Genomic DNA, 20,824 nt, shown 5'->3' on the forward strand with positions numbered 1-20,824 from the left:
AAGCCTGAAAGGGAAAGCGAATTACCAGTCAGAGTCAAAAACCAACAAATTAAAAACTCATTAAATTATAATTCTCATCAGTTATTCATATTTTCCATGACACTGGTTTTATCTTTCCTGATGAAACTATTAATCTATATCGAGCTCAAGCCTGTACTGATGCTTCCCTTAGCGCCTTATAACCATACTTGTTATAAGGTTCTATGATGATACTTAAACCGGACATCCCGACTGAATCAACTATTCGCCATTTTATTAATCGCGCGGCTCCGTCATACATCACATCTTCCGTTGATGACAAAAACAGATAATAGAAACTTATTCAGGACTCAGGAAAGAAGCATTATTTTTCATCACTATAATGAAGGGTTATTCGTTCTTTGTTGGATTTAGACATTATCAGCGCTGTTAATGTGGGAAACAGCGCTTTACGCAATTAACTCTCCCGATAGGGCAAAATCCAGTGCAAAATAGAGGCAGCCATAGAATCACCCCCGAGCCGATGCCTGAATATCTTTTAAGGAACCCTGATTCAGCGCATCTTTATAATGTTTACGGCATACTGAAACATAACGCTCATTACCGCCAATAACCACTTGTTCTCCTTGTTCATAAGGTTTCCCGTCCTGATTCAATCGCAGCACCATTCCGGCCTTGCGCCCACAGAAACAAACTGTTTTTAATTCAACCAACTTATCAGACCATGCCAAAAGATATTGACTGCCGGTAAAGAGTTCTCCACGAAAGTCTGTACGCAGCCCATAGCATAAAACGGGAATATCCAGTTTATCGACGACTTCAGAAAGGTCGTATACCTGCTGACGCGTCAAAAACTGGCTCTCATCTACCAATACGCAATGAATAGTTTCTTGATCGTGTATTGTTTTTATATCTTCCAGTAACGGTGTCTGTGGATTATACAACCTGGCAGGCAAAGAAAGTCCAATACGGGAACTCACTTTGCCTGCGCCAAAACGATTATCTATTTCGGCGGTGTATACCAAAGTACGCATTCCGCGTTCCTGATAGTTGTATGATGACTGAAGTAATGCGGTTGATTTCCCCGCATTCATTGCAGAGTAGTAAAAATAGAGCTGCGCCATCGCAGAAAAACCCCAACTAGAGTAGCGTAATAACGAAAGGTAATGATTGTAGCATATCCATTAACTCGTATATCGCTAACAATATACGTTTGGCCGGCGACTTTCCCTATATATAAGCCAGCGCGAATGATTTCCCGGCAGAGGGTAAGAAGACTTTTAACCAGAAAAGAGCGGTTATACCGAGGATTAATGCATTAACCGGCTAATCCCTGCGCTGACTTGAACATTAATTATTATATAACCCTCAGATTCTGCTACTAAAAACAATGTTAGTTAAACGCTTAATCTCACTAGAATCACTAAATAAACACATGTTTCTCTTTCTCATACATTTTCTTTCTCTTCTATAATGTAGAAAAATTGATTTGCAACAGTTTTTCTGTGAGATAGTTCAAGCCAATTTAACTTAAAGGAATATTAAAACCGGGGAAATAACATGACATTTTTCAATCCACACATTTCACCCTATTGCAGAACTACAATTAAGGCTCTATTATTAGTCAAACAAACCACCCCAATATAAGTTCGAGATTACTACAATGAGCGAAGCACTTAAAATTCTGAACAACATCCGTACTCTTCGTGCGCAGGCCAGAGAATGTACTCTGGAAACTCTGGAAGAAATGCTGGAAAAACTGGAAGTCGTTGTTAATGAGCGTCGTGAAGAAGAAAGCGCCGCTGCTGCAGAAATTGAAGAGCGTAACCGTAAACTACAACAATATCGTGAAATGCTTATTGCTGACGGTATTGACCCTAACGACCTGTTAAATGCAATGGGTGGGACAAAAACCGGAACCAAATCTAAACGCGCCGCCCGTCCTGCAAAATATAGCTATATTGATGAGAACGGTGAAAGCAAAACCTGGACTGGCCAGGGCCGCACTCCGGCAGTAATCAAAAAGGCGCTGGAAGAACAAGGTAAATCACTAGACGATTTCCTTATTAAAGAATAAGCCCCTTAAAAAACCCCGCTTCGGCGGGTTTTTTATTTACATATTCAATCCATTCAATATATAAGAATATTATCTCACCCCTTTTAATCCCTCTGGCTAAAGTTTCTTTGTATCTCAATGCAGCAAGCCGTGTTCGTCGGTTATTAGAATACGTATTACGGCAAAATTCTGCCTTTCCTTGCTCTACAATTCCGCCTACCCCAACGCCGCTATCTGTAAAAGCGTATACGCTGCCACAGAGGTGTTTATCCACGCGCTATCAGAAGTATGAGAGGTAGTGGTTAATCTCCATATCTTTTTACTGGCTATCGATTTGCCTTAAGACTACGTCAGATAATGGCGTACAAGACATAAAAAGCCATCCCGAAATTGCGGTGAGATGGCTTGACAGAAAGAAAATATTAATCAGGCGTTAAGTAACGATGCGCCCCGCCCAATCGCATAATAAGTAAATCCACGGCGCTTCAAGCGCTCAGGATCAAACAGATTGCGGCCATCAAATATTACCGGCTGATTTAACGCCTGCTGGATGAACGTTAAATCTGGCGCCCGAAAGCTTTGCCACTCGGTACAAATAATCAGCGCATCCGCCTTATGTAAAGCCGCCTCTTTTGTTCCCGCCAGACGTAAGTCATCGCGATGACCATATATACGCTGCGTTTCATCCATTGCTTCAGGATCGTAAGCCTGAACGCAGGCGCCGCGTTTCCATAGCTCTTCCATTAATACCCGGCTTGATGCTTCACGCATATCGTCCGTATTAGGTTTAAATGAAAGCCCCCACAAAGCAAAAGTTTTACCGCGTAAATCCTCACCAAAATGCCGGGTGATATACTGAGGCAGTTTTAGCTTCTGGTCGTTATTAATATCTTCTACCGCTTTTAATAAGCGTGGTTTATAGCCTATCTGTTCAGCGGTACGAATTAGCGCCTGAACATCTTTAGGGAAACAGGAGCCGCCGTAACCACAGCCTGCATAAATAAAGTGATAACCGATACGAGAATCAGAGCCAATACCCTGGCGCACCTTTTCAATATCCGCGCCAAGATACTCAGCCAAATTGGCAACTTCATTCATAAAGCTGATTTTCGTCGCCAGCATGCAATTAGCCGCATATTTAGTGAGTTCAGCGCTTCTAATATCCATGAAAATCATGCGGTCGTGATTGCGGTTAAACGGTTCATATAGCTCCCGTAATAGATCCACCACCACGTCTTCATTGTCGGTGCCGATAACAATACGCTCAGGGCGTTTGCAATCGGCCACCGCAGCACCTTCTTTTAAAAACTCGGGGTTGGAGACAACATCAAAGGGGATCTCCACACCGCGCGCCTTTAGCGTCTCGTCTATGACATTTCGCACTTTATCCGCAGTCCCGACGGGTACCGTTGATTTATCCAGGATCACTTTATGCGAACTCATATGTTCAGCAATGGTCCGCGCCACGGCGGTGACGTATTTCAAATCCGCAGAGCCGTCCTCATCAGGGGGAGTACCAACGGCAATAAACTGCATCATCCCATGCTCAACCCCTTCATGCGCATTAGTACTGAAACGCAGCCGCCCTTCCTCGTAATTTTTAGCCACGAGGGGCGTCAGTCCCGGCTCATAAATAGGGATATTCCCTTTCTTTAGATTCTCTACTTTGGCTTCATCGACATCAATGCACATCACATCATGACCGACTTCAGCGAGCACAGCGGCCTGCACGAGTCCTACGTAGCCAATGCCAAATACCGCCACTTTCATAGCTTATCCCGGTTGCAATAAATGTTTATTTCTCGCCCAGGTTTTCCGCCAGCCAGGCTTTAAAATCGGGGCCCAGGCTGTCATGGCGGATCCCATACTCCACAAAGGCCTGCATATATCCGAGCTTGTTACCACAATCGTGACTTTTCCCTTTCATGTGATATGCCTCAACGGCTTCTTTATCCATAAGCATCGCGATAGAGTCGGTAAGCTGGATTTCATCGCCAGCGCCTGGCGGTGTTTTGGCCAGCAGAGGCCAGATATCTGCGCTTAGTACATAGCGCCCGACAACCGCGAGATTAGACGGCGCCTCCGATGCCTTCGGTTTTTCGACAATACCGACCATTGGCACGCTGTCACCAGGCTGCAGCTTTTCGCCTTTACAATCTACGACGCCGTAAGCCGTAACATCTGCGACGGGCTCCACCATGATCTGGCTATGACCGGTGTCATTAAAGCGCTGGATCATTTCAGCCAGGTTATCGCGGCTCAAATCAGATTCATATTCATCCAGAATCACGTCAGGCAGGATAACGGCGACGGGCTCATTACCCACCACGGGATGGGCGCATAACACCGCGTGGCCTAATCCTTTCGCCAACCCCTGGCGCACTTGCATAATAGTGACGTGCGGCGGGCAGATTGACTGAACTTCAGCTAACAGCTGGCGTTTCACGCGTTTTTCCAGCATAGCCTCCAGTTCAAAACTGGTATCAAAATGGTTTTCAATTGAATTTTTAGAAGAGTGGGTAACCAGTACTATTTCCGTAATTCCGGCGGCAATGCATTCATTGACGACGTACTGAATTAACGGCTTATCCACCAGCGGCAGCATCTCTTTAGGAATGGCCTTTGTTGCAGGCAGCATTCGAGTCCCTAATCCCGCAACCGGGATCACCGCTTTTCTCACTTTTGAATTTAGAGCAGCCATTGAAATTCTCCTGGACCGTTCAGGCATAATGCCTGTTAGTCAATTAAAATCGGGGTCGAGTATATCAGCTTAAAAACGAAATCATTGCCCAAACACCCGAGCCGTTGGTAAATTAAGAAAAATACGAATACGGTTTTATAGATATTACCACCGCGATTTGGCGTGATAAAAAATATTCAAAGGTTAGATAATCAATCGTTTATTCTGCGCTCAGCATAAGGCGCAATCGTCCACCAGGCCCCCAGATTTGGCACTCCCACGCATTGCTGTGTTGGCTAATTTGATTAAGATAAGCATTTCCTAATGTCCCAAGTGGAACACCGTTGCTCACTTGAATAGTTTGCCCATTCTGCATATTTAACGTCGCGTTAAGCCCTGCAGAAACTAAAATGAGATTTTCTAAACCGCTATGATAATAACCAACTAATAAAGGAAACTGCCCCTGTAAATTAGCCTGCCTTAATAACTGGTTAACCTGTTTTAATAATACGCCCAACTCGGGCAGACTTTGTGCACGGCCGGCAAGCTGTTCCTGCACCAAGCCATTAAATAATGCCCGCAGTAATAACGCGGCCAGCACCCCGTTATCCCCGGCACGCGTAACATCCAGACAATAAAAGGCCAGATCGTTCTCTGAAAGCGGGGCGATATCCAGCACCAGGCCCGGTTTATCTGCAGCAATAAGCTGGCGGTAATTAATTTTACAGCCATTAATTTCTTGCGAAATGGGCGGCTGGAGTTGTTGTAATAATTGCACCGCCGCCTGCGGATCGCTTACCAACGCATCCCAGTCCTGAAACAGATTCTCCTCCTGCTCAACCCGAGAATTAAAGAAACCGGGATAAATACAGGCCAGTACGGTTTCACGCAGCCGGTTTAAATCACCGATGGGTTTGAGCAATACGTCCTGAACGCCAAGCCGCAGCGCACTCGCGATATCCGACATTTTGTCCGTTGCCGATATCACCAGAATTGGGGTTTGGTTTCCGTGGTTACGTAACGTTTCCACCAATATCAGGCCATTCATCCGCGGCATATCAAGATCGCAAATCAACAAATCCGGCGGCGATCCTGACGACATTCTTTCCAGTGCCTCAACGCCATCCGCTGCCAGACGAATTTCCGCGCCGAGAGAGCGCAAATAACTTTCAATGAGTGAGCGAAAAACGTACTCATCCTCCACTATCAGAATCTGTTTTCCGACCAAAGGCTGTGTCATATTCGCTCCCCAAACCCACAATAGATATATATTGGCATGCAATAACCGCAGGCGCCTGTCGGATTTGCCCGAAGATTGTTCTGTTTAGTCATTGACGTGAACTAAAGGCAGAAATTCATCCCGACGTTTATCAACCGTCAGCGTCCCGGCGTTAATCGCCTCCTCTGCGCGATGAAAATCCAGCGTGGATATTTGTGGACAATAGGGTTGCAGTAAAATATCCGGCGGGCTCTCTGCCATTCGATTGCGCTTTACTCGGTTTTCCAGCACCTGTATGGAAGGGCGCATGATTTCCATTGCCGTTGACGGCAGGGTTGCTCTGCCGGTAACCAAACCACGCAGGAGTTTACGCCGGCCAGCGTCAGGCAAAGATCCCCGAAGCGATGCCTCTGACAACGGCTTTTGCTGCTTGAGATACGCATCGTGCTGTAAATCATCGGCAATTACAATATCGGCCCCTGGCGCGCGCGTCAGCGATATCGGACTTACCGCAGCGCCGTCAACCAGAGGGTAGCCGTTATGGAGTGCCGACGCGAGCGCTCCCGGCATGCTGCACGGCGACCGCACAGCCATATGCAAATCCCTTTTTTTTAACCAAAATTCACCTTCGATGCTCAAATTTTCCGCCGCGGTGCCAAAGCGCTTAATCGCTCCAACAGACGCGAGGGACGCGAGCAGATGGAGTTGGTTAAATACGCGCGCTTCGCGCAGCGGGCCTGCGCACTGCCGGAAAGCATTCATCAAGAGCCATGCATTCCGATAGCGGAACGCTCTACCCCAGCTTTCCCGCGATGTTAGTTGGTCACAGGCATAAGCGGCACCGACTCGCGCACCCGCGGAGCAACCCGCTTTAATGTCAGATTTTATCCCCACTTGCATCAGCGCATTAATCGCAGCCTTGTGGGCGCAGCCTTTGGCGGCGCCCGGCCTCGGCGCCAGTCCAATTTTACTCTTTCTCATCGGGCCTCGGTTTTACTTCCCCGGCGGTAAAACGCAGCGTGACGTTAACTACTGCGCTCAGTTAACATAGCCGCCTGATTGTTCTTACTCTGGAGACGCCGTGTCGCAACTTTGTCCCTGTGGCAGCGGAATGGATTATAGCTTATGTTGCCGGCCTTACCTAAGCGGAGAGCGCTTACCGCAGGCCCCGTCACAACTCATGCGCAGCCGCTATACGGCATTTGTCATGCACGATGCAGAATGGCTTATTCAAAGCTGGCATCCGCAATGTCAGCCAGAGCGTCTGCGCGCCGATCTCGACGCGGGTTTTACCACCACGCAATGGTTAGGATTAACGCTATTCGAGTCCTGCGAATCCTCAGAGAAAGACGAAGGTTTCGTCAGTTTTGTCGCCCGCTATCAAGATAAAGGTACGCCTGGCGCTATCATTGAACGCTCGCGTTTTCTCCGTGAAAATGGGCGCTGGTATTACATCGATGGCATACGCCCTATCTTTGGACGTAATGACCCGTGCCCGTGCGCATCGGGTAAAAAATTTAAAAAGTGCTGCGGGTGCTAAAGTCCCTGGCGCATATATCAGCTTACAACAGGAATATCGTCGGCAATGCAAGCTACACAACGTAAAATATTGCGCACTCTCTGTCCCGATCAAAAGGGGCTCATCGCACGTATTACTAATATTTGCTACAAACACGAATTGAATATTGTGCAAAACAATGAGTTCGTCGATCACCGTACCGGGCGCTTTTTTATGCGCACGGAACTTGAGGGATTCTTTAACGATGAAACCTTCCTTGCCGATCTCGACGGAGCCTTGCCTGAAGGTTCAGTGCGCGAGCTGAACCCCGCCGGGCGACGCCGGGTGGTCATTCTGGTAACGAAAGAAGCTCACTGTCTGGGCGACCTATTAATGAAAGCCTGCTTTGGCGGGCTGGAAATGGAAATTGCGGCGGTTATCGGCAACCATGATACGCTGCGTACGCTGGTTGAGCGTTTTGATATACCTTTCGAACTGGTTAGCCATGAAGGGCTTACTCGCGAAGAGCACGATCTCCGCATGGCGGAAGCCATTGAAGCCCATCAGCCGGATTATGTGGTATTGGCAAAATATATGCGCGTACTAACACCTGAGTTTGTGGCACGTTTTCCTAATCAAATCATTAATATTCACCACTCTTTCCTGCCGGCGTTTATTGGCGCTCGTCCCTATCACCAGGCCTATGAGCGTGGCGTCAAGCTTATCGGCGCCACGGCGCACTATGTCAATGACAATCTGGATGAAGGCCCCATCATCACGCAGGATGTAATTCATGTCGATCACCGCTATACCGCTGAGGATATGATGCGCGCCGGTCGCGACGTCGAAAAGAATGTACTCAGCCGGGCGCTTTGGATGGTACTGGCGCAGCGCGTTTTCGTGTACGGCAACCGGACCATTGTGCTGTGACTTCCCGGATTTGCCTGCGGCGCGCGTTTGTCTAACCTTCAGACATTACGCGTAAAAAGTACGCAAACAGCATTACGCATCGAATTAGGGGCTTTACAGGGACGTTTCATTTGGTATGATGCGTCCCGCTTCTAACAGGAAGCAGTTAAGGCCAGTGGTGGGGTTCCCGAGCGGCCAAAGGGAGCAGACTGTAAATCTGCCGTCATCGACTTCGAAGGTTCGAATCCTTCCCCCACCACCATTTCACGCCGGGTTTACGGGTGAAATGGATAGCGAATGTCCCCTTCTGCCAATTATTTACTTCAATATCCCCTAATTATTTATACCGTCATCGCCGTTTTCATGTGTTTCTACCGGTGCCTGAAGTGATTTCACCACCGGCATTAAGGATCTGAGCTCTGCTCCAGCTAAACGCAGGTACGGTATAATGCCGAAAACAAAATAGCGTTAACCGAATATTACGGTGGAGGCAATATTGCCCTCACGCCAGGCGGTAACTTTCCCCTGACGTTAGCGTTGCCGTGGTATTCCGCCTGGCTCCATTTCACGGGCTAAGGCGGTTAGCGCCGCGCGATTTTTTATCAGGTAACCTTCTTTTTGCCTGCTTAAAATTCCCTGTTCGCCAAGCTTCGCAAACACATACAGTAAATGGCGATAAGTTACCCCAAGGTACTCTGCTACCTGAGTGTGTTTCTCTTTATACACCTCTGCATTCTGCGTCAATAAAATAAACGCTGCCAGGCGATTTATCAGCGGAAAAGATTGATTACGCGTTGAGGTGACAATATTACGGATATTCTTCTTCACCAGTCCCAGGCAAACGTGGCGCAAAAATAATGCGTCATCCAGCAATTGTGCGCGGCACTGTTTTATCGGCAGCGCCAGACACCAGCACTCTTCAATCGCCTGTACTGCCCGCGATTGATGCATATCGTCAAGCACCTCTATCTCCCCAATAAAACAAGGCGCGCTTAAAAAATCCACCAGCGCAATGCGGCCATTCGCCAGCGTGACATACAGTTTGGCACGCCCCTTTGCCAGATAAAACAGATAGGCGGGCAAATTCCCTTCACGTACTACAAAGTCCCCTGCCAGAATCTGGAACAAATGTGTGTGGCACATCACATCTGTAGCAAATTGCCCAACGTAGTCAGATTCTGTAATGAGCTTTTGTTTCAAGATCTTATTTTGAATTTCCTTCATCACTCTTTTCTCGCAATGAGATTTCTCATACTTTACCTCGCCCGGCCACTGGTATGGTAATCAGCAGCACGCAGCCTGTAGAGCAATTTATACAATAAAATCAGTGAAATAAAATCCCTGAGGAGAAAAGATATGACAGCTCGCAAAATTATTCTGGATTGCGATCCCGGGCATGATGACGCCATCGCCATTATGCTGGCCGCCCGGCATCCCTCCATTAACCTGCTCGGTATCACTATCGTGGCAGGGAATCAGACACTGGATAAAACGCTGGTGAATGGCTTACACGTCTGTCAGGCGCTGAATATTGATACGCCCGTGTATTCCGGCATGCCGAAGCCCATTATGCGCCAACAAATTATTGCCGATAACATTCACGGTGAAACCGGACTGGACGGACCGGTGTTTGCACCACTAACCCGCAAAGCACAGTCTCAACACGCAATTAATTTTATTATCGATACCCTAATGGCCAGCGATGGAGACATTACGCTGGTACCCACCGGACCGCTAACTAATATTGCGGTCGCAATGCGCATGCAGCCCCAAATTATCCCGAAAATCCGCGAAATAGTATTAATGGGCGGCGCTTATGGAACGGGTAATTTCACGCCCTCTGCCGAGTTTAATATTTTTGCTGACCCGGAGGCCGCGCGCGTGGTATTCACATCCGGTGCACCGCTGGTGATGATGGGCCTCGACTTAACCCACCAGACAGTTTGTACCCCAAATATTATTTCACGTATGGATAACGCCGGTGGTCCTGCGGGCAAGCTCTTTAGCGCCATCATGAATTTCACGCTAAAAACCCAGTATGCCAATTATGGCCTTGAAGGCGGGCCGGTCCATGACGCAACCTGCGTCGCTTATTTGATTAATCCCGGTGCCTTTAACGTTCAGGATATGTATGTCGAGATAGACGTCAATAGCGGCCCTTGCTATGGCCGCACCGTGTGCGATGTCCTCGGCGTGCTAGGCAAACCGGCCAACACAAAAGTGGGCATCACGCTGGATGTCCCATGGTTTTGGGATTTGGTGGAAGAGTGCGTGCGCATGTACCACTAACCCGGCGCCAGGTAAAGTGCCCCGCCGGGGCATATTTAACACTATGAGCAGTATACCGCTGCTCATATGGCGCTACAGATTGGGCTGACAGCAACGGACATCATGATGGATATAATAAGAAGTGTTCTGGGTATGATGGTTTTACTGGCGATTGCATTTCTGCTCTCAGCCAATAAAAAACATATTAGCCTGCGTACCACGGGGGCAGCGCTGTTAATCCAAATCGCTATTGGCGGTGCCATCCTGTATTTGCCTGCGGGGAAATGGCTTGCAGAAAAAATCGCTTATGGCGTGAATCAGACCCTGGCTTATAGCGACGCAGGCAGCGCATTTATTTTCGGGCCGCTAGCCGGGCCGCAAATGAATAAGGTATTTAATGGCGCGGGATTTGTTTTTGCCTTTCATGTTTTACCCGCAATTATCTTTATCACCGCGCTGGTAAGTGCACTTTATTACATGGGCGTGATGGGGGGTATCATCCGCATATTGGGTGGTATTTTCCAGCGCGCACTAAAAATCAGTAAAATTGAATCTTTCGTGGCCGTCACCACGATCTTCCTGGGGCAGAATGAAATTCCGGCCATCGTTAAACCATTTATTAATCGCCTGAACCGTAACGAACTTTTTACCGTTATTTGTAGCGGTATGGCCTCTATTGCAGGCTCAACGATGCTAGGGTATGCCGGCCTGGGTGTTCCTATCGAATATCTGTTGGCAGCGTCCCTAATGGCGATCCCCGGTGGCATTCTGTTTGCCCGTCTGCTAAGCCCGGCGATGGAAATCTCACGGGTAAAATTTAATGAGCTTTCCTTCAATGAGGTTCCCGCCCGCAGCCTGATTGAAGCCGCTGCAACCGGCGCCATGACCGGACTAAAAATTGCCGCCGGGTTGGCGACGGTAGTGCTTGCTTTCGTCGGCATTATCGCCATGCTGAACGGGATACTAAGCGGCGTGGGCGGCTGGTTTGGCTACGGTGGCATCAGTCTACAAGGTATCTTCGGTTATATACTGGCTCCGCTGGCGTGGATGATGGGCGTTGACTGGCAGGATGCGACGCTGGCGGGCAGCCTGATTGGGCAAAAACTAGTGGTGAATGAGTTTGTAGCCTATATCAATTTTGCCCCCTATTTGGTTGAGACGAACGCGCTCAGCGGTAAAACCATCGCCATTATCTCATTCGCTCTGTGCGGATTTGCAAACGTTGGTTCGATTGGCGTAGTCGTCGGTACGTTTTCAGCGGTAGCGCCAGAGCGTACCTCTGAAATAGCGCGCCTGGGCGTGCGCGCCCTGATTGCGGCAACGCTTTCTAACTTAATGAGCGCCACTATCGCAGGTTTTTTTATCGGTATTGGGTGAATTCCGGCGGGCTACCAGACTCAATCGACCATTCTCCAGATTACAGGCGTCTTACTGTCAGCCCTCAATAAAGCGCATCTGCCCGGCAATTAATACCGCCAGAATACAGAAATTGCCCATCGCCAGGCGTTTCTTATTGATAACGGATACAAAGCAACCAGAACAGAGCCAGACGGTTGCCAGCCACGGTGAACCACATGATTTTTGGCTGACAATAAAAAACCCGATCGTGTAGATCGGGTTTCACAGATTGTTACGCAAAAACGGCGGTTAGCGACGCGCGCGAACCAGCTGATATTTCCGAGTCAGATACTCAACCGGTACGCTCCAGATATGCACCAGCCGCGAGAACGGAAATAACAGGAACAGCGTCATTCCTAGCACCAGGTGCACGCGGAATATCGGCGCGACGCCTTCCAGATAAGTAGATGCACCACCGTGGAAAGTCACTACTGATTGCGCCCATCCCACCAGCTTCATCATTTCACTGCCGTCCATATGCTGGGCCGAAAACGGTATCGTCAGCAGACCTAACGCACACTGAATGACTAACAATGTCAGGATCAGGATATCTGCACCGGTAGTCGTTGCCCGCACCCGCGGGCTGAACAGACGCCGTTTAAGCAATAGCAGCCCGCCAACCAAGCACAGCACGCCGCTGGCACCGCCGGCGAACATCGCCATTTTTTGTTTCACCTCAATCGGAAGAAAGGCCTCGTACATCCAGTGCGGCGTCAGCATGCCTAAAAAGTGCCCGGCAAAGATACCCAATATCCCGATGTGAAACAGATTGGAAGCCAGATTCATCCCTTTACGATCCAGCATCTGGCTGGAAGCGGCACGCCAGCTATATTGCCCATAATCGTAGCGCAGCCAGCTCCCTACCAGAAAGACAGTCCCGGCAATGTATGGATAGATATCGAAAAAGAACATGTTCAGGAATTGCATTATTGCTGTCCCCCGGAAGTAATATTCAGATACTGTGGCGCAACGGCCCCCGCAAAACGACGCTGATGCGCGGTGATATCAGACTCAGCGCATCCATTGTCCGCAAGGAACTTCACTTGCTCCTCTTCCCATACGGCGTCCAGCGCCTGTGGGGTATCGTCGCGCGACTCGCTGGCAATTTGCTCACCGACTTTCGTCGCGTCTACGGCGCTGTGCCCAAGCGATAGCAGGAGATCGAACAACACCGCATAGCGGCTTTCACGCTGCTTTAACCGCGCGCTCAGCAGCGCCAGGATCGGTGCGATGTCCGTTAAACCGGCGCGCGCTTCGGCTTCCGGCAACTGCGCCAGATATTCCAGATACAGTGGCAAATGGTCCGGCAGTTCACGGCTGTCCAGGTGTAGCCCTGCACTCTCGTACTGGGCCATTAAATCGACCATTGCCTGCCCGCGATCGCGCGACTCGCCGTGCACGTGCTCAAACAGCAGCAGTGAAGTAGCACGCCCTCTGTCAAACAATTCGCTATACTCCGCCTGAATATCCAGTACATCCCGCGTTAGCAGTTCGTTTATGAAGGCACAGACTCGATTTACCTCGCCCGCATCCAGCACATCAGACGCGCTAAGCGCGTCTGACATCTCCTGCCGATGCTGTACAAGCTCAGTATCCGGATACTCCAGTAACCGGGAGAGGACTCGTAGCTCAATCATGCATGCGGCTCCGTTTTTACCGTTACGTCAACGGCATCAATACGGCGGCTGTTAAACAGGTTGAATTTGCTATCAGAACCGTGGCAGCCGTCGCCAAAGCTGAATCCACAGCCATTGCGCTCAGGGAATGCATCATGCGCCAGTTCACGATGGCTGGTCGGGACTACAAAGCGATCTTCATAGTTCGCAATGGCCAGGTAGCGATACATCTCCTGTGCCTGGGCCTGAGTTAATCCAACTTCTTCCAGCGCACGGGTATCCATAACGCCATCCACCGTTTCTGCGCGCTTGAAGTGGCGCATCGCCAGCATACGTTTCAGCGCCAGCAGGACTGGCTCAACGTCTCCGGCAGTCAGCAGGTTAGCCAGATACTGCACCGGAATGCGCAGGCTCTCAACGTCCGGCAGTATGCCGCTGTGCGGCAATTCGCCTGCGTCAGCGGCTGACTGGATTGGCGATAACGGCGGCACGTACCAGACCATCGGCAGGGTACGGTATTCGGGATGCAGCGGCAGCGCCAGCTTCCACTCCATCGCCATTTTATAGACCGGCGATTGTTGAGCCGCATCGATAACGCTTTGTGGCACACCGTCTTTCAGCGCCTGCGCAATGACTTGCGGATCGTTCGGGTCAAGGAACACGTCAAGCTGGCGCTGATACAGATCTTTTTCGCTTTCCGTACTGGCCGCATTCTCAATCGCGTCCGCGTCATACAGCAATACGCCCAGATAGCGGATACGCCCAACGCAGCTTTCAGAACATACGGTCGGCATGCCGGCCTCAATACGCGGATAGCAGAAAATACATTTTTCTGACTTCCCACTCTTCCAGTTAAAGTAAATCTTCTTGTACGGGCAGCCAGTGATGCACATACGCCATCCACGGCACTTATCCTGATCGATAAGAACAATGCCGTCTTCTTCACGCTTATAGATGGCACCGCTCGGGCACGTCGCGACACATGCCGGGTTCAGGCAGTGTTCGCACAGGCGCGGCAAATACATCATGAAGGTGTTTTCAAACTGGCCGTACATCGCCTTCTGGATATTCTGGAAGTTCCGATCGCGAGACAGTTTGTCAAACTCACCGCCTAAATCGTCTTCCCAGTTTGGCCCGGCGGTAACTTTATCCATTCGTTTGCCGGTTATTAGCGAACGCGGACGCGCAATCGGCTGATGCTTTCCTTCCGGCGCGCCGTGCAGGTGCTGATAATCAAAATCAAACGGCTCATAGTAATCGTCAATGCCGGGTAAATGCGGGTTGGCGAAAATTTTACCCAGCAGCATGGCGCGGTTACCCATGCGCGGCGTGAGTTTGCCGTTGATTTTACGGATCCAGCCGCCTTTCCATTTTTCCTGATTTTCCCAGTCGTTCGGGAAACCAACGCCGGGCTTAGTTTCAACGTTGTTAAACCAGGCGTATTCAGTACCTTCTCGGCTGGTCCAGACGTTTTTACAGGTGACCGAACAGGTATGGCATCCGATGCACTTGTCCAGATTCAGCACCATGCCAACTTGTGAACGAATTTTCATTTTACGCTCTCCTGTTTCTGGTCGTTGCCTTCGCCATCCAACCAGTCAATATTTTTCATTTTACGTACCACTACGAATTCATCGCGGTTTGAACCCACCGTGCCGTAATAGTTAAAGCCATACGCTAACTGGGCATAACCGCCAATCATATGCGTCGGTTTCGGGCTAATACGCGTTACCGAATTGTGGATACCGCCGCGCTGGCCGGTAATTTCAGAACCCGGCAAGTTCACGATACGTTCCTGAGCGTGATACATCATGGTCATTCCCGCCGGTACACGCTGGCTCACCACCGCACGAGCGGTTAATGCGCCGTTGCTGTTAAAGACTTCAATCCAGTCGTTATCAGCAATACCAAGCTCTTTTGCATCTACCTCGCTCATCCACACAATCGGCCCGCCGCGCGACAGCGTCAGCATCATCAGGTTGTCGCTGTAGGTCGAGTGGATCCCCCACTTTTGGTGCGGCGTCAGGAAGTTAAGCGCCTTTTCAGGGTTGCCGTTCGATTTGTTGCCCATAACCGCTTTTACGGAACGGGTGTCGATGGGCGGACGATAAACCAACAGGCTCTCGCCAAAATCGCGCATCCACGGATGGTCTTGATACAACTGCTGGCGACCGGAAAGCGTGCGCCACGGAATAAGCTCATGTACGTTGGTATAACAGGCGTTATAAGAAACGTGTTCATCTTCCAGGCCTGACCAGGTCGGGCTAGAGATAATTTTACGCGGCTGTGCCTGAATATCGCGGAAGCGGATCTTCTCCTCTTCCTTAGGACGAGCCAGATGCGTGTGATCGCGCCCGGTGAACTCACTCAGCGCTGACCAGGCTTTAACCGCAACCTGGCCATTGGTTTCCGGCGCCAGCGTCAGAATCATCTCAGCCGCATCAATCGCACTATTTAACATCGGCTGCCCTTTCGCGGGGCCATCCGCTTTCTCGTAATTCAGCTTACGCAGCAGGTCCATCTCGCTCTGGGTGTTCCAGGCGATGCCTTTACCGCCGTTACCGATTTTTTCCAACAGCGGACCAATGGAAGTAAAGCGCTCATAGGTTGCTGGATAATCGCGTTCCACCACCATTAAATGCGGCGCCGTTTTACCTGGTATCAGGTCGCACTCACCTTTTTTCCAGTCCTGCACGCTCAGCGGCTGTGCAAGTTCGCTGGCGGAGTCGTGCTGGATTGGCAGCGTAACCACGTCGGTTTCTTTGCCCAGATGCCCCACGCAGACTTCTGAGAATTTCTTCGCAATGCCTTTATAGATTTCCCAGTCGCTTTTAGACTCCCAGGCGGGATCGACCGCGGCAGACAGTGGATGAATAAACGGATGCATATCCGAGGTATTCATGTCGTCTTTTTCATACCAGGTCGCGGTTGGCAGCACGATGTCTGAATACAGGCAGGTACTGGACAGACGGAAATCCAGCGTCACAACCAGGTCCAGTTTTCCTTCCAGACCATTATCTTTCCATTCCACTTCTTCCGGCATTACGCCGCCCTGCTGCCCTAAATCTTTCCCCTGAATACCGTGGTCGGTACCCAGCAGGTATTTCAGCATATACTCATGGCCCTTACCGGAAGAACCGAGCAGGTTTGAGCGCCAGACAAACAGATTCCGCGGATGGTTGCCGCCTTCATCCGGCTGCTCAGAAGCAAAGCGGATATTGCCGGATTTCAGCGCGCTCGCCGTGTATTCCGCCGGCGACATGCCTGCCGCTTCCGCCGCTGCTTTGATATGCAGTGGGTTAGTGTTTAACTGCGGCGCGGACGGCAGCCAGCCCATGCGCTCAGCGCGCACGTTGAAGTCAACCAGATGCCCGGTATAGCGGGATTTATCCGCCAGCGGCGACAGCAATTCCTGCGCCGTCAGCGTCTCATAGCGCCACTGGCTGGAATGGTTATAGAAGAAAGAGGTACTGTTCATGTGACGCGGCGGCCGCTGCCAGTCCAGTGCAAACGCCAGCGGCTGCCAGCCGGTTTGCGGACGCAATTTCTCCTGGCCAACATAGTGCGCCCAGCCGCCTCCGCTCTGGCCGATACAACCGCAGAAAATCAGCATGTTGATCAGGCCGCGATAATTCATGTCGAGGTGATACCAGTGGTTCAGCCCCGCGCCGACGATAATCATTGAGCGGCCGTGCGTTTTATCCGCGTTTACCGCGAACTCGCGGGCGGTACGAATTATCTGCTGGCGGGAAACGCCGGTAATTTGCTCAGCCCATGCGGGCGTGTAAGCCTTGATATCGTCATAGCTGCTGGCGCAGTTGGCGTCATCCAAACCGCGGTCCAGACCGTAGTTTGCCAGTGTGAGGTCATATACCGTTGCCACCAGCGCGCTACTGCCGTCGGCCAGCGTCAGGCGCTTAGTCGGCAGTTTATGCATCAGCACATTTTCCAGCTCGACGCGATTAAAATGCTCGGTGCCTTCTCCGCCGAAGTAAGGGAACGCGACTTCAGCGACTTCATCATGGCTTCCCAGTAAGCTCAGGCGCAGCTCAGTATCGTTACCTGAAGCGCCATCGCGCTGTTCCAGGTTCCATTTGCCTTTTTCTCCCCAGCGGAAACCAATGGAGCCCTGCGGCGCGACTAAATCACCGCTGCGCTCATCGCAGGCAACCGTTTTCCATTCTGGGTTGTTTTCCTGGCCGAGGGCATCCACAAGATCGGCAGCGCGCAGCATGCGACCTGGGACATGATAGCCATCGCGCTCATCAAGCATGACCAGCATCGGCATATCCGTGTAGCGACGGACGTAGTCAGTAAAATATTGGCTCGGGTTGTCCAGATGAAACTCACGTAGCATCACGTGTCCCATCGCCAGCGCCATTGCGCTGTCGGTTCCCTGCTTCGGCGCAAGCCACAGATCGCAGAGTTTAGCGATTTCCGCATAATCTGGCGTGATGGCAACCGTTTTAGTCCCTTTGTAGCGAACTTCTGTAAAGAAGTGGGCGTCCGGTGTGCGGGTCTGCGGTACGTTGGAACCCCATGCCATTATGTAGCTGGAGTTATACCAGTCTGCGGATTCAGGTACGTCGGTCTGCTCACCCCAGGTCATTGGCGACGCGGGCGGCAGATCGCAATACCAGTCGTAGAAGCTCAGGCAAATACCACCAATCAGCGAAAGATAGCGAGCGCCGGAGGCGTAAGAAACCATCGACATCGCCGGGATCGGAGAAAAGCCGGCGATACGGTCCGGCCCGTATGTTTTAGCCGTGTAGACGTTAGAAGCGGCAATCAGCTCATTCACTTCCTGCCAGGAGGAGCGCACAAACCCTCCGCGACCGCGCGCCTGTTTATAGCTTTTTGCTTTAGCGGTGTCTTCGACAATTGACGCCCAGGCGTCTACGGGATCGCTGTGGCGCGTCTTCGCATCACGCCATAGCTTAATCAAACGCTTACGCATTAACGGATATTTTAGGCGATTTGCGCTATACAAATACCAGGAATAGCTGGCACCGCGTGGGCAGCCGCGCGGTTCATGATTAGGCATATCAGGGCGAGTGCGGGGATAATCCGTCTGCTGCATTTCCCAAGTGACTAATCCATTTTTTACGAAGATCTTCCAGCTACATGAGCCTGTACAGTTAACGCCGTGGGTGGAACGCACGACTTTATCGTGCTGCCAACGTTGGCGGTACCCCTCTTCCCAATCCCTATTGGTCGTTAGCGTCTGGCCGTGACCATCGGCAAAGGTTTCGCCCTTCTGTTTGAAGTAACGAAACCGGTCAAGAAATTTGCTCATCGGAAGTCTCCTGATGTGGAGCCTGAGGCTCTCATAAATCGGCATGGCTGGATTGGCCCGCACGTTAGCGCGCGCGACGTTTAGTGGAATTGATGACGATCAACGCCTTCGGGTATGTCTTAATGCCCCGCCAAACACACTACCACCTAAGTGGTAGCCAAATAACCCAATTAACTAATTGAAATATATGATTTAAAATTGAAATTACTTTATTTTAGTAAGCCATTTTTTCAATCTTAGGTATTTAGGGGTATTTCTGTATTGTTGTTAAGAGCGCATACGTTAGCGGTATGAAATCACGCATAATTTTTAGTATGTTGTAACTATTTGCAGACATAAAAAAGCGCGGCAAAAGCCGCGCTATATAACAGAAATTATTTATTTTTCGCTTTGCGTCCATACACGGCCCACGTCACGATGACGCAGACAATGTAAAACACTAGAAATATTTTCATGGCGCCGGCCGGGGAACCGGTTAACTCCAGGGAAGTACCGAATGCTTTCGGGATAAAGAATCCGCCGATCGCACCGATCGCCGAAATAAATCCAAGCGCCGCCGCCGTATCCGTCGCCGCTTCACGCGTTGCCTGCTCATCGCTTCCACCGGCTGCTTTGACGCTCTCCATCGTAATCTTACGGAAAATAACGGAAATCATCTGGAAGGTTGAGCCACTGCCCAGACCCGCCGTCAGGAATAACAGCAGGAAAACGCCAAAAAACGCGGTGAAATTACCGCTATTGCCGGCACCTGGCAGCGTAAGGAATAGCAGTGCGCTGAAAACAGCCATACATATAAAGTTTATCAGCGTAACTTTCGTCCCACCAAAGCGGTCAGAAATAGCCCCGCCAGCGGAACGCGCCAGCGCGCCGACGAACGGACCAAAGAAGGCAAATTGCATGACGCTGACCTCAGGGAACTGCGTTTTAGACAGCATCGCAAACCCTGCTGAAAAACCGATAAATGAGCCAAAAGTAGCCAGATAGAGCAGGCTCATTATCCACAGATGGCCCCGTTTCAGCACCGGCAACTGCTCTTTTAATGATGCTTTTGAGGTCGCAAGGTCATTCATACCAAACCATGCTGCAAGAGTAAAAATTGCCAGCGGAATGACCCAAACCCATGCGGCATTTTCCAGATAAAGGCGAGAACCGTCTTCCAGCGTAACGCCCTGACCACCCCCGGCAAATGCAAAAATAGACATTGAGATAGCCAGCGGTGCAACCAGCTGCATCACGCTCACGCCCATATTGCCTAAGCCGCCGTTAATCCCCAGCGCTCCGCCCTGCTTCTGTTTTGGGAAAAAGAAGCTGATATTTGCCATACTGGAAGCAAAGTTAGCACCGGCAAAGCCGCATAATAGAGCAATGATGATGAAGGTCTGGAAAGGCGTGCTGGTATCCTGCACCGCATATCCAAGCCAGACACAGGGAATAATTAGGATCCCGGTGCTCAATGCGGTCCAGCGGCGACCGCCGACCAGCGGTACCATAAAGGAGTACGGTACGCGCAGCAGTGCCCCCGATACGGACGGCAGCGCCGTCAGCATGAATAACTGGTCGGTGGTAAAGTTAAACCCCGCGCGATTGAGGTAAACGGCAACCGTGCTAAATAAAATCCAGACGCAGAACGCCAGAAGTAAACATGGAACTGAAATCCACAGGTTACGACTTGCGATACGATGACCGCGAGACTGCCAGAATGCGGCATCTTCTGGTTGCCAGTCGGTAATCATTGCGCCGGATGACCTGGTGGTAACGGCAGGCTGAGACATACACACCTCGAAATTATTAGGAATATCTGTCGCCACGATAGGCGCAACGAATGAAGTGAAGTTGATGCAAATCAAGGGATAAGCGCTCTTTCCGGCGCTCAAAAATACACCATGACCCTTAATGGGTAGAAAG

Annotated in this window: 17 protein-coding genes and 1 tRNA gene; 6 read left to right on the forward strand and 12 right to left on the reverse strand. The window is 50.5% G+C overall.

Going from position 1 to position 20,824, the window contains the following annotated elements:
- Positions 1 to 488: 488 nt before the first annotated feature.
- The gene (gene tdk / locus SFA31_RS15425) at positions 489 to 1,103 is read right to left on the reverse strand and encodes a thymidine kinase (protein WP_322838778.1); all 615 of its coding nucleotides are present in this window, start codon (positions 1,101 to 1,103) and stop codon (positions 489 to 491) included.
- Between the two features lie 539 nt (positions 1,104 to 1,642).
- Between tdk and hns the strand changes: the two genes are divergently transcribed.
- Positions 1,643 to 2,056: a histone-like nucleoid-structuring protein H-NS gene (hns, locus tag SFA31_RS15430; protein ID WP_322838779.1), complete on the forward strand. Its 414-nt coding sequence runs from the start codon at positions 1,643 to 1,645 to the stop codon at positions 2,054 to 2,056.
- Here the strand turns inward: hns and SFA31_RS15435 are convergent.
- The 5 genes from SFA31_RS15435 to rssA form a co-directional block, all read right to left on the reverse strand.
- Positions 2,046 to 2,309, reverse strand: a complete 264-nt coding sequence (locus tag SFA31_RS15435; RefSeq protein ID WP_322838780.1) for a hypothetical protein — start codon at positions 2,307 to 2,309, stop codon at positions 2,046 to 2,048. The genes hns and SFA31_RS15435 overlap by 11 nt on opposite strands.
- A gap of 152 nt (positions 2,310 to 2,461) precedes the next feature.
- Complete coding sequence (locus SFA31_RS15440; RefSeq protein ID WP_322838781.1) at positions 2,462 to 3,805, reverse strand: UDP-glucose/GDP-mannose dehydrogenase family protein; 1,344 nt, start codon at positions 3,803 to 3,805, stop codon at positions 2,462 to 2,464.
- Between the two features lie 25 nt (positions 3,806 to 3,830).
- The gene (gene galU, locus SFA31_RS15445) at positions 3,831 to 4,736 is read right to left on the reverse strand and encodes a UTP--glucose-1-phosphate uridylyltransferase GalU (protein ID WP_322838782.1); all 906 of its coding nucleotides are present in this window, start codon (positions 4,734 to 4,736) and stop codon (positions 3,831 to 3,833) included.
- A gap of 199 nt (positions 4,737 to 4,935) precedes the next feature.
- A complete protein-coding gene (gene rssB, locus SFA31_RS15450) occupies positions 4,936 to 5,955 on the reverse strand; it encodes a two-component system response regulator RssB (protein WP_322838783.1) in 1,020 nt (339 codons plus the stop codon).
- A gap of 84 nt (positions 5,956 to 6,039) precedes the next feature.
- Positions 6,040 to 6,915: a patatin-like phospholipase RssA gene (gene rssA / locus SFA31_RS15455; RefSeq protein WP_322838784.1), complete on the reverse strand. Its 876-nt coding sequence runs from the start codon at positions 6,913 to 6,915 to the stop codon at positions 6,040 to 6,042.
- Positions 6,916 to 7,015: 100 nt separating this feature from the next.
- Here rssA and SFA31_RS15460 point away from each other — a divergent pair, with 100 nt between their 5' ends.
- The 3 genes from SFA31_RS15460 (at position 7,016) to SFA31_RS15470 (ending at position 8,603) form a co-directional block, all read left to right on the forward strand.
- Entirely contained in the window at positions 7,016 to 7,474 is a 459-nt protein-coding gene (locus SFA31_RS15460; RefSeq protein ID WP_322838785.1) for a YchJ family protein, read from the forward strand.
- Positions 7,475 to 7,519: 45 nt separating this feature from the next.
- Complete coding sequence (gene purU, locus SFA31_RS15465; RefSeq protein ID WP_322838786.1) at positions 7,520 to 8,362, forward strand: formyltetrahydrofolate deformylase; 843 nt, start codon at positions 7,520 to 7,522, stop codon at positions 8,360 to 8,362.
- 156 nt (positions 8,363 to 8,518) lie between these two features.
- A tRNA-Tyr gene (locus SFA31_RS15470) sits at positions 8,519 to 8,603 on the forward strand.
- 269 nt (positions 8,604 to 8,872) lie between these two features.
- Here the strand turns inward: SFA31_RS15470 and yeiL are convergent.
- Positions 8,873 to 9,565, reverse strand: coding sequence for a transcriptional regulator YeiL (gene yeiL / locus SFA31_RS15475; protein WP_322838787.1), 693 nt, complete (start codon positions 9,563 to 9,565; stop codon positions 8,873 to 8,875).
- A gap of 132 nt (positions 9,566 to 9,697) precedes the next feature.
- Here yeiL and rihB point away from each other — a divergent pair, with 132 nt between their 5' ends.
- The gene (gene rihB, locus SFA31_RS15480; protein WP_322838788.1) at positions 9,698 to 10,630 is read left to right on the forward strand and encodes a ribosylpyrimidine nucleosidase; all 933 of its coding nucleotides are present in this window, start codon (positions 9,698 to 9,700) and stop codon (positions 10,628 to 10,630) included.
- A gap of 105 nt (positions 10,631 to 10,735) precedes the next feature.
- Positions 10,736 to 11,986, forward strand: a complete 1,251-nt coding sequence (locus tag SFA31_RS15485) for a NupC/NupG family nucleoside CNT transporter (protein ID WP_322839394.1) — start codon at positions 10,736 to 10,738, stop codon at positions 11,984 to 11,986.
- Positions 11,987 to 12,256: 270 nt separating this feature from the next.
- Here SFA31_RS15485 and narI read toward each other — a convergent pair whose 3' ends face one another.
- From narI to SFA31_RS15510, 5 genes are all read right to left on the reverse strand, one after another.
- Entirely contained in the window at positions 12,257 to 12,934 is a 678-nt protein-coding gene (narI, locus tag SFA31_RS15490) for a respiratory nitrate reductase subunit gamma (protein WP_322838789.1), read from the reverse strand.
- Positions 12,934 to 13,644: a nitrate reductase molybdenum cofactor assembly chaperone gene (gene narJ / locus SFA31_RS15495; protein WP_322838790.1), complete on the reverse strand. Its 711-nt coding sequence runs from the start codon at positions 13,642 to 13,644 to the stop codon at positions 12,934 to 12,936. Before narJ ends, narI begins: the two co-directional genes overlap by 1 nt.
- The gene (gene narH, locus SFA31_RS15500; protein WP_322838791.1) at positions 13,641 to 15,176 is read right to left on the reverse strand and encodes a nitrate reductase subunit beta; all 1,536 of its coding nucleotides are present in this window, start codon (positions 15,174 to 15,176) and stop codon (positions 13,641 to 13,643) included. The genes narJ and narH overlap by 4 nt, the downstream gene beginning before the upstream one ends.
- A complete protein-coding gene (locus tag SFA31_RS15505) occupies positions 15,173 to 18,919 on the reverse strand; it encodes a nitrate reductase subunit alpha (RefSeq protein ID WP_322838792.1) in 3,747 nt (1,248 codons plus the stop codon). Before SFA31_RS15505 ends, narH begins: the two co-directional genes overlap by 4 nt.
- Positions 18,920 to 19,293: 374 nt before the next feature.
- Positions 19,294 to 20,691 carry a NarK family nitrate/nitrite MFS transporter gene (locus SFA31_RS15510; RefSeq protein WP_322838793.1) on the reverse strand — a complete coding sequence of 466 codons (1,398 nt, stop codon included), beginning with the start codon at positions 20,689 to 20,691 and terminating at the stop codon, positions 19,294 to 19,296.
- Positions 20,692 to 20,824: the final 133 nt, after the last annotated feature.

This window comes from Erwinia sp. HR93 (assembly GCF_034555055.1).
In the GTDB taxonomy this organism is placed as follows: Bacteria; Pseudomonadota; Gammaproteobacteria; order Enterobacterales; family Enterobacteriaceae; genus Apirhabdus; species Apirhabdus apintestini.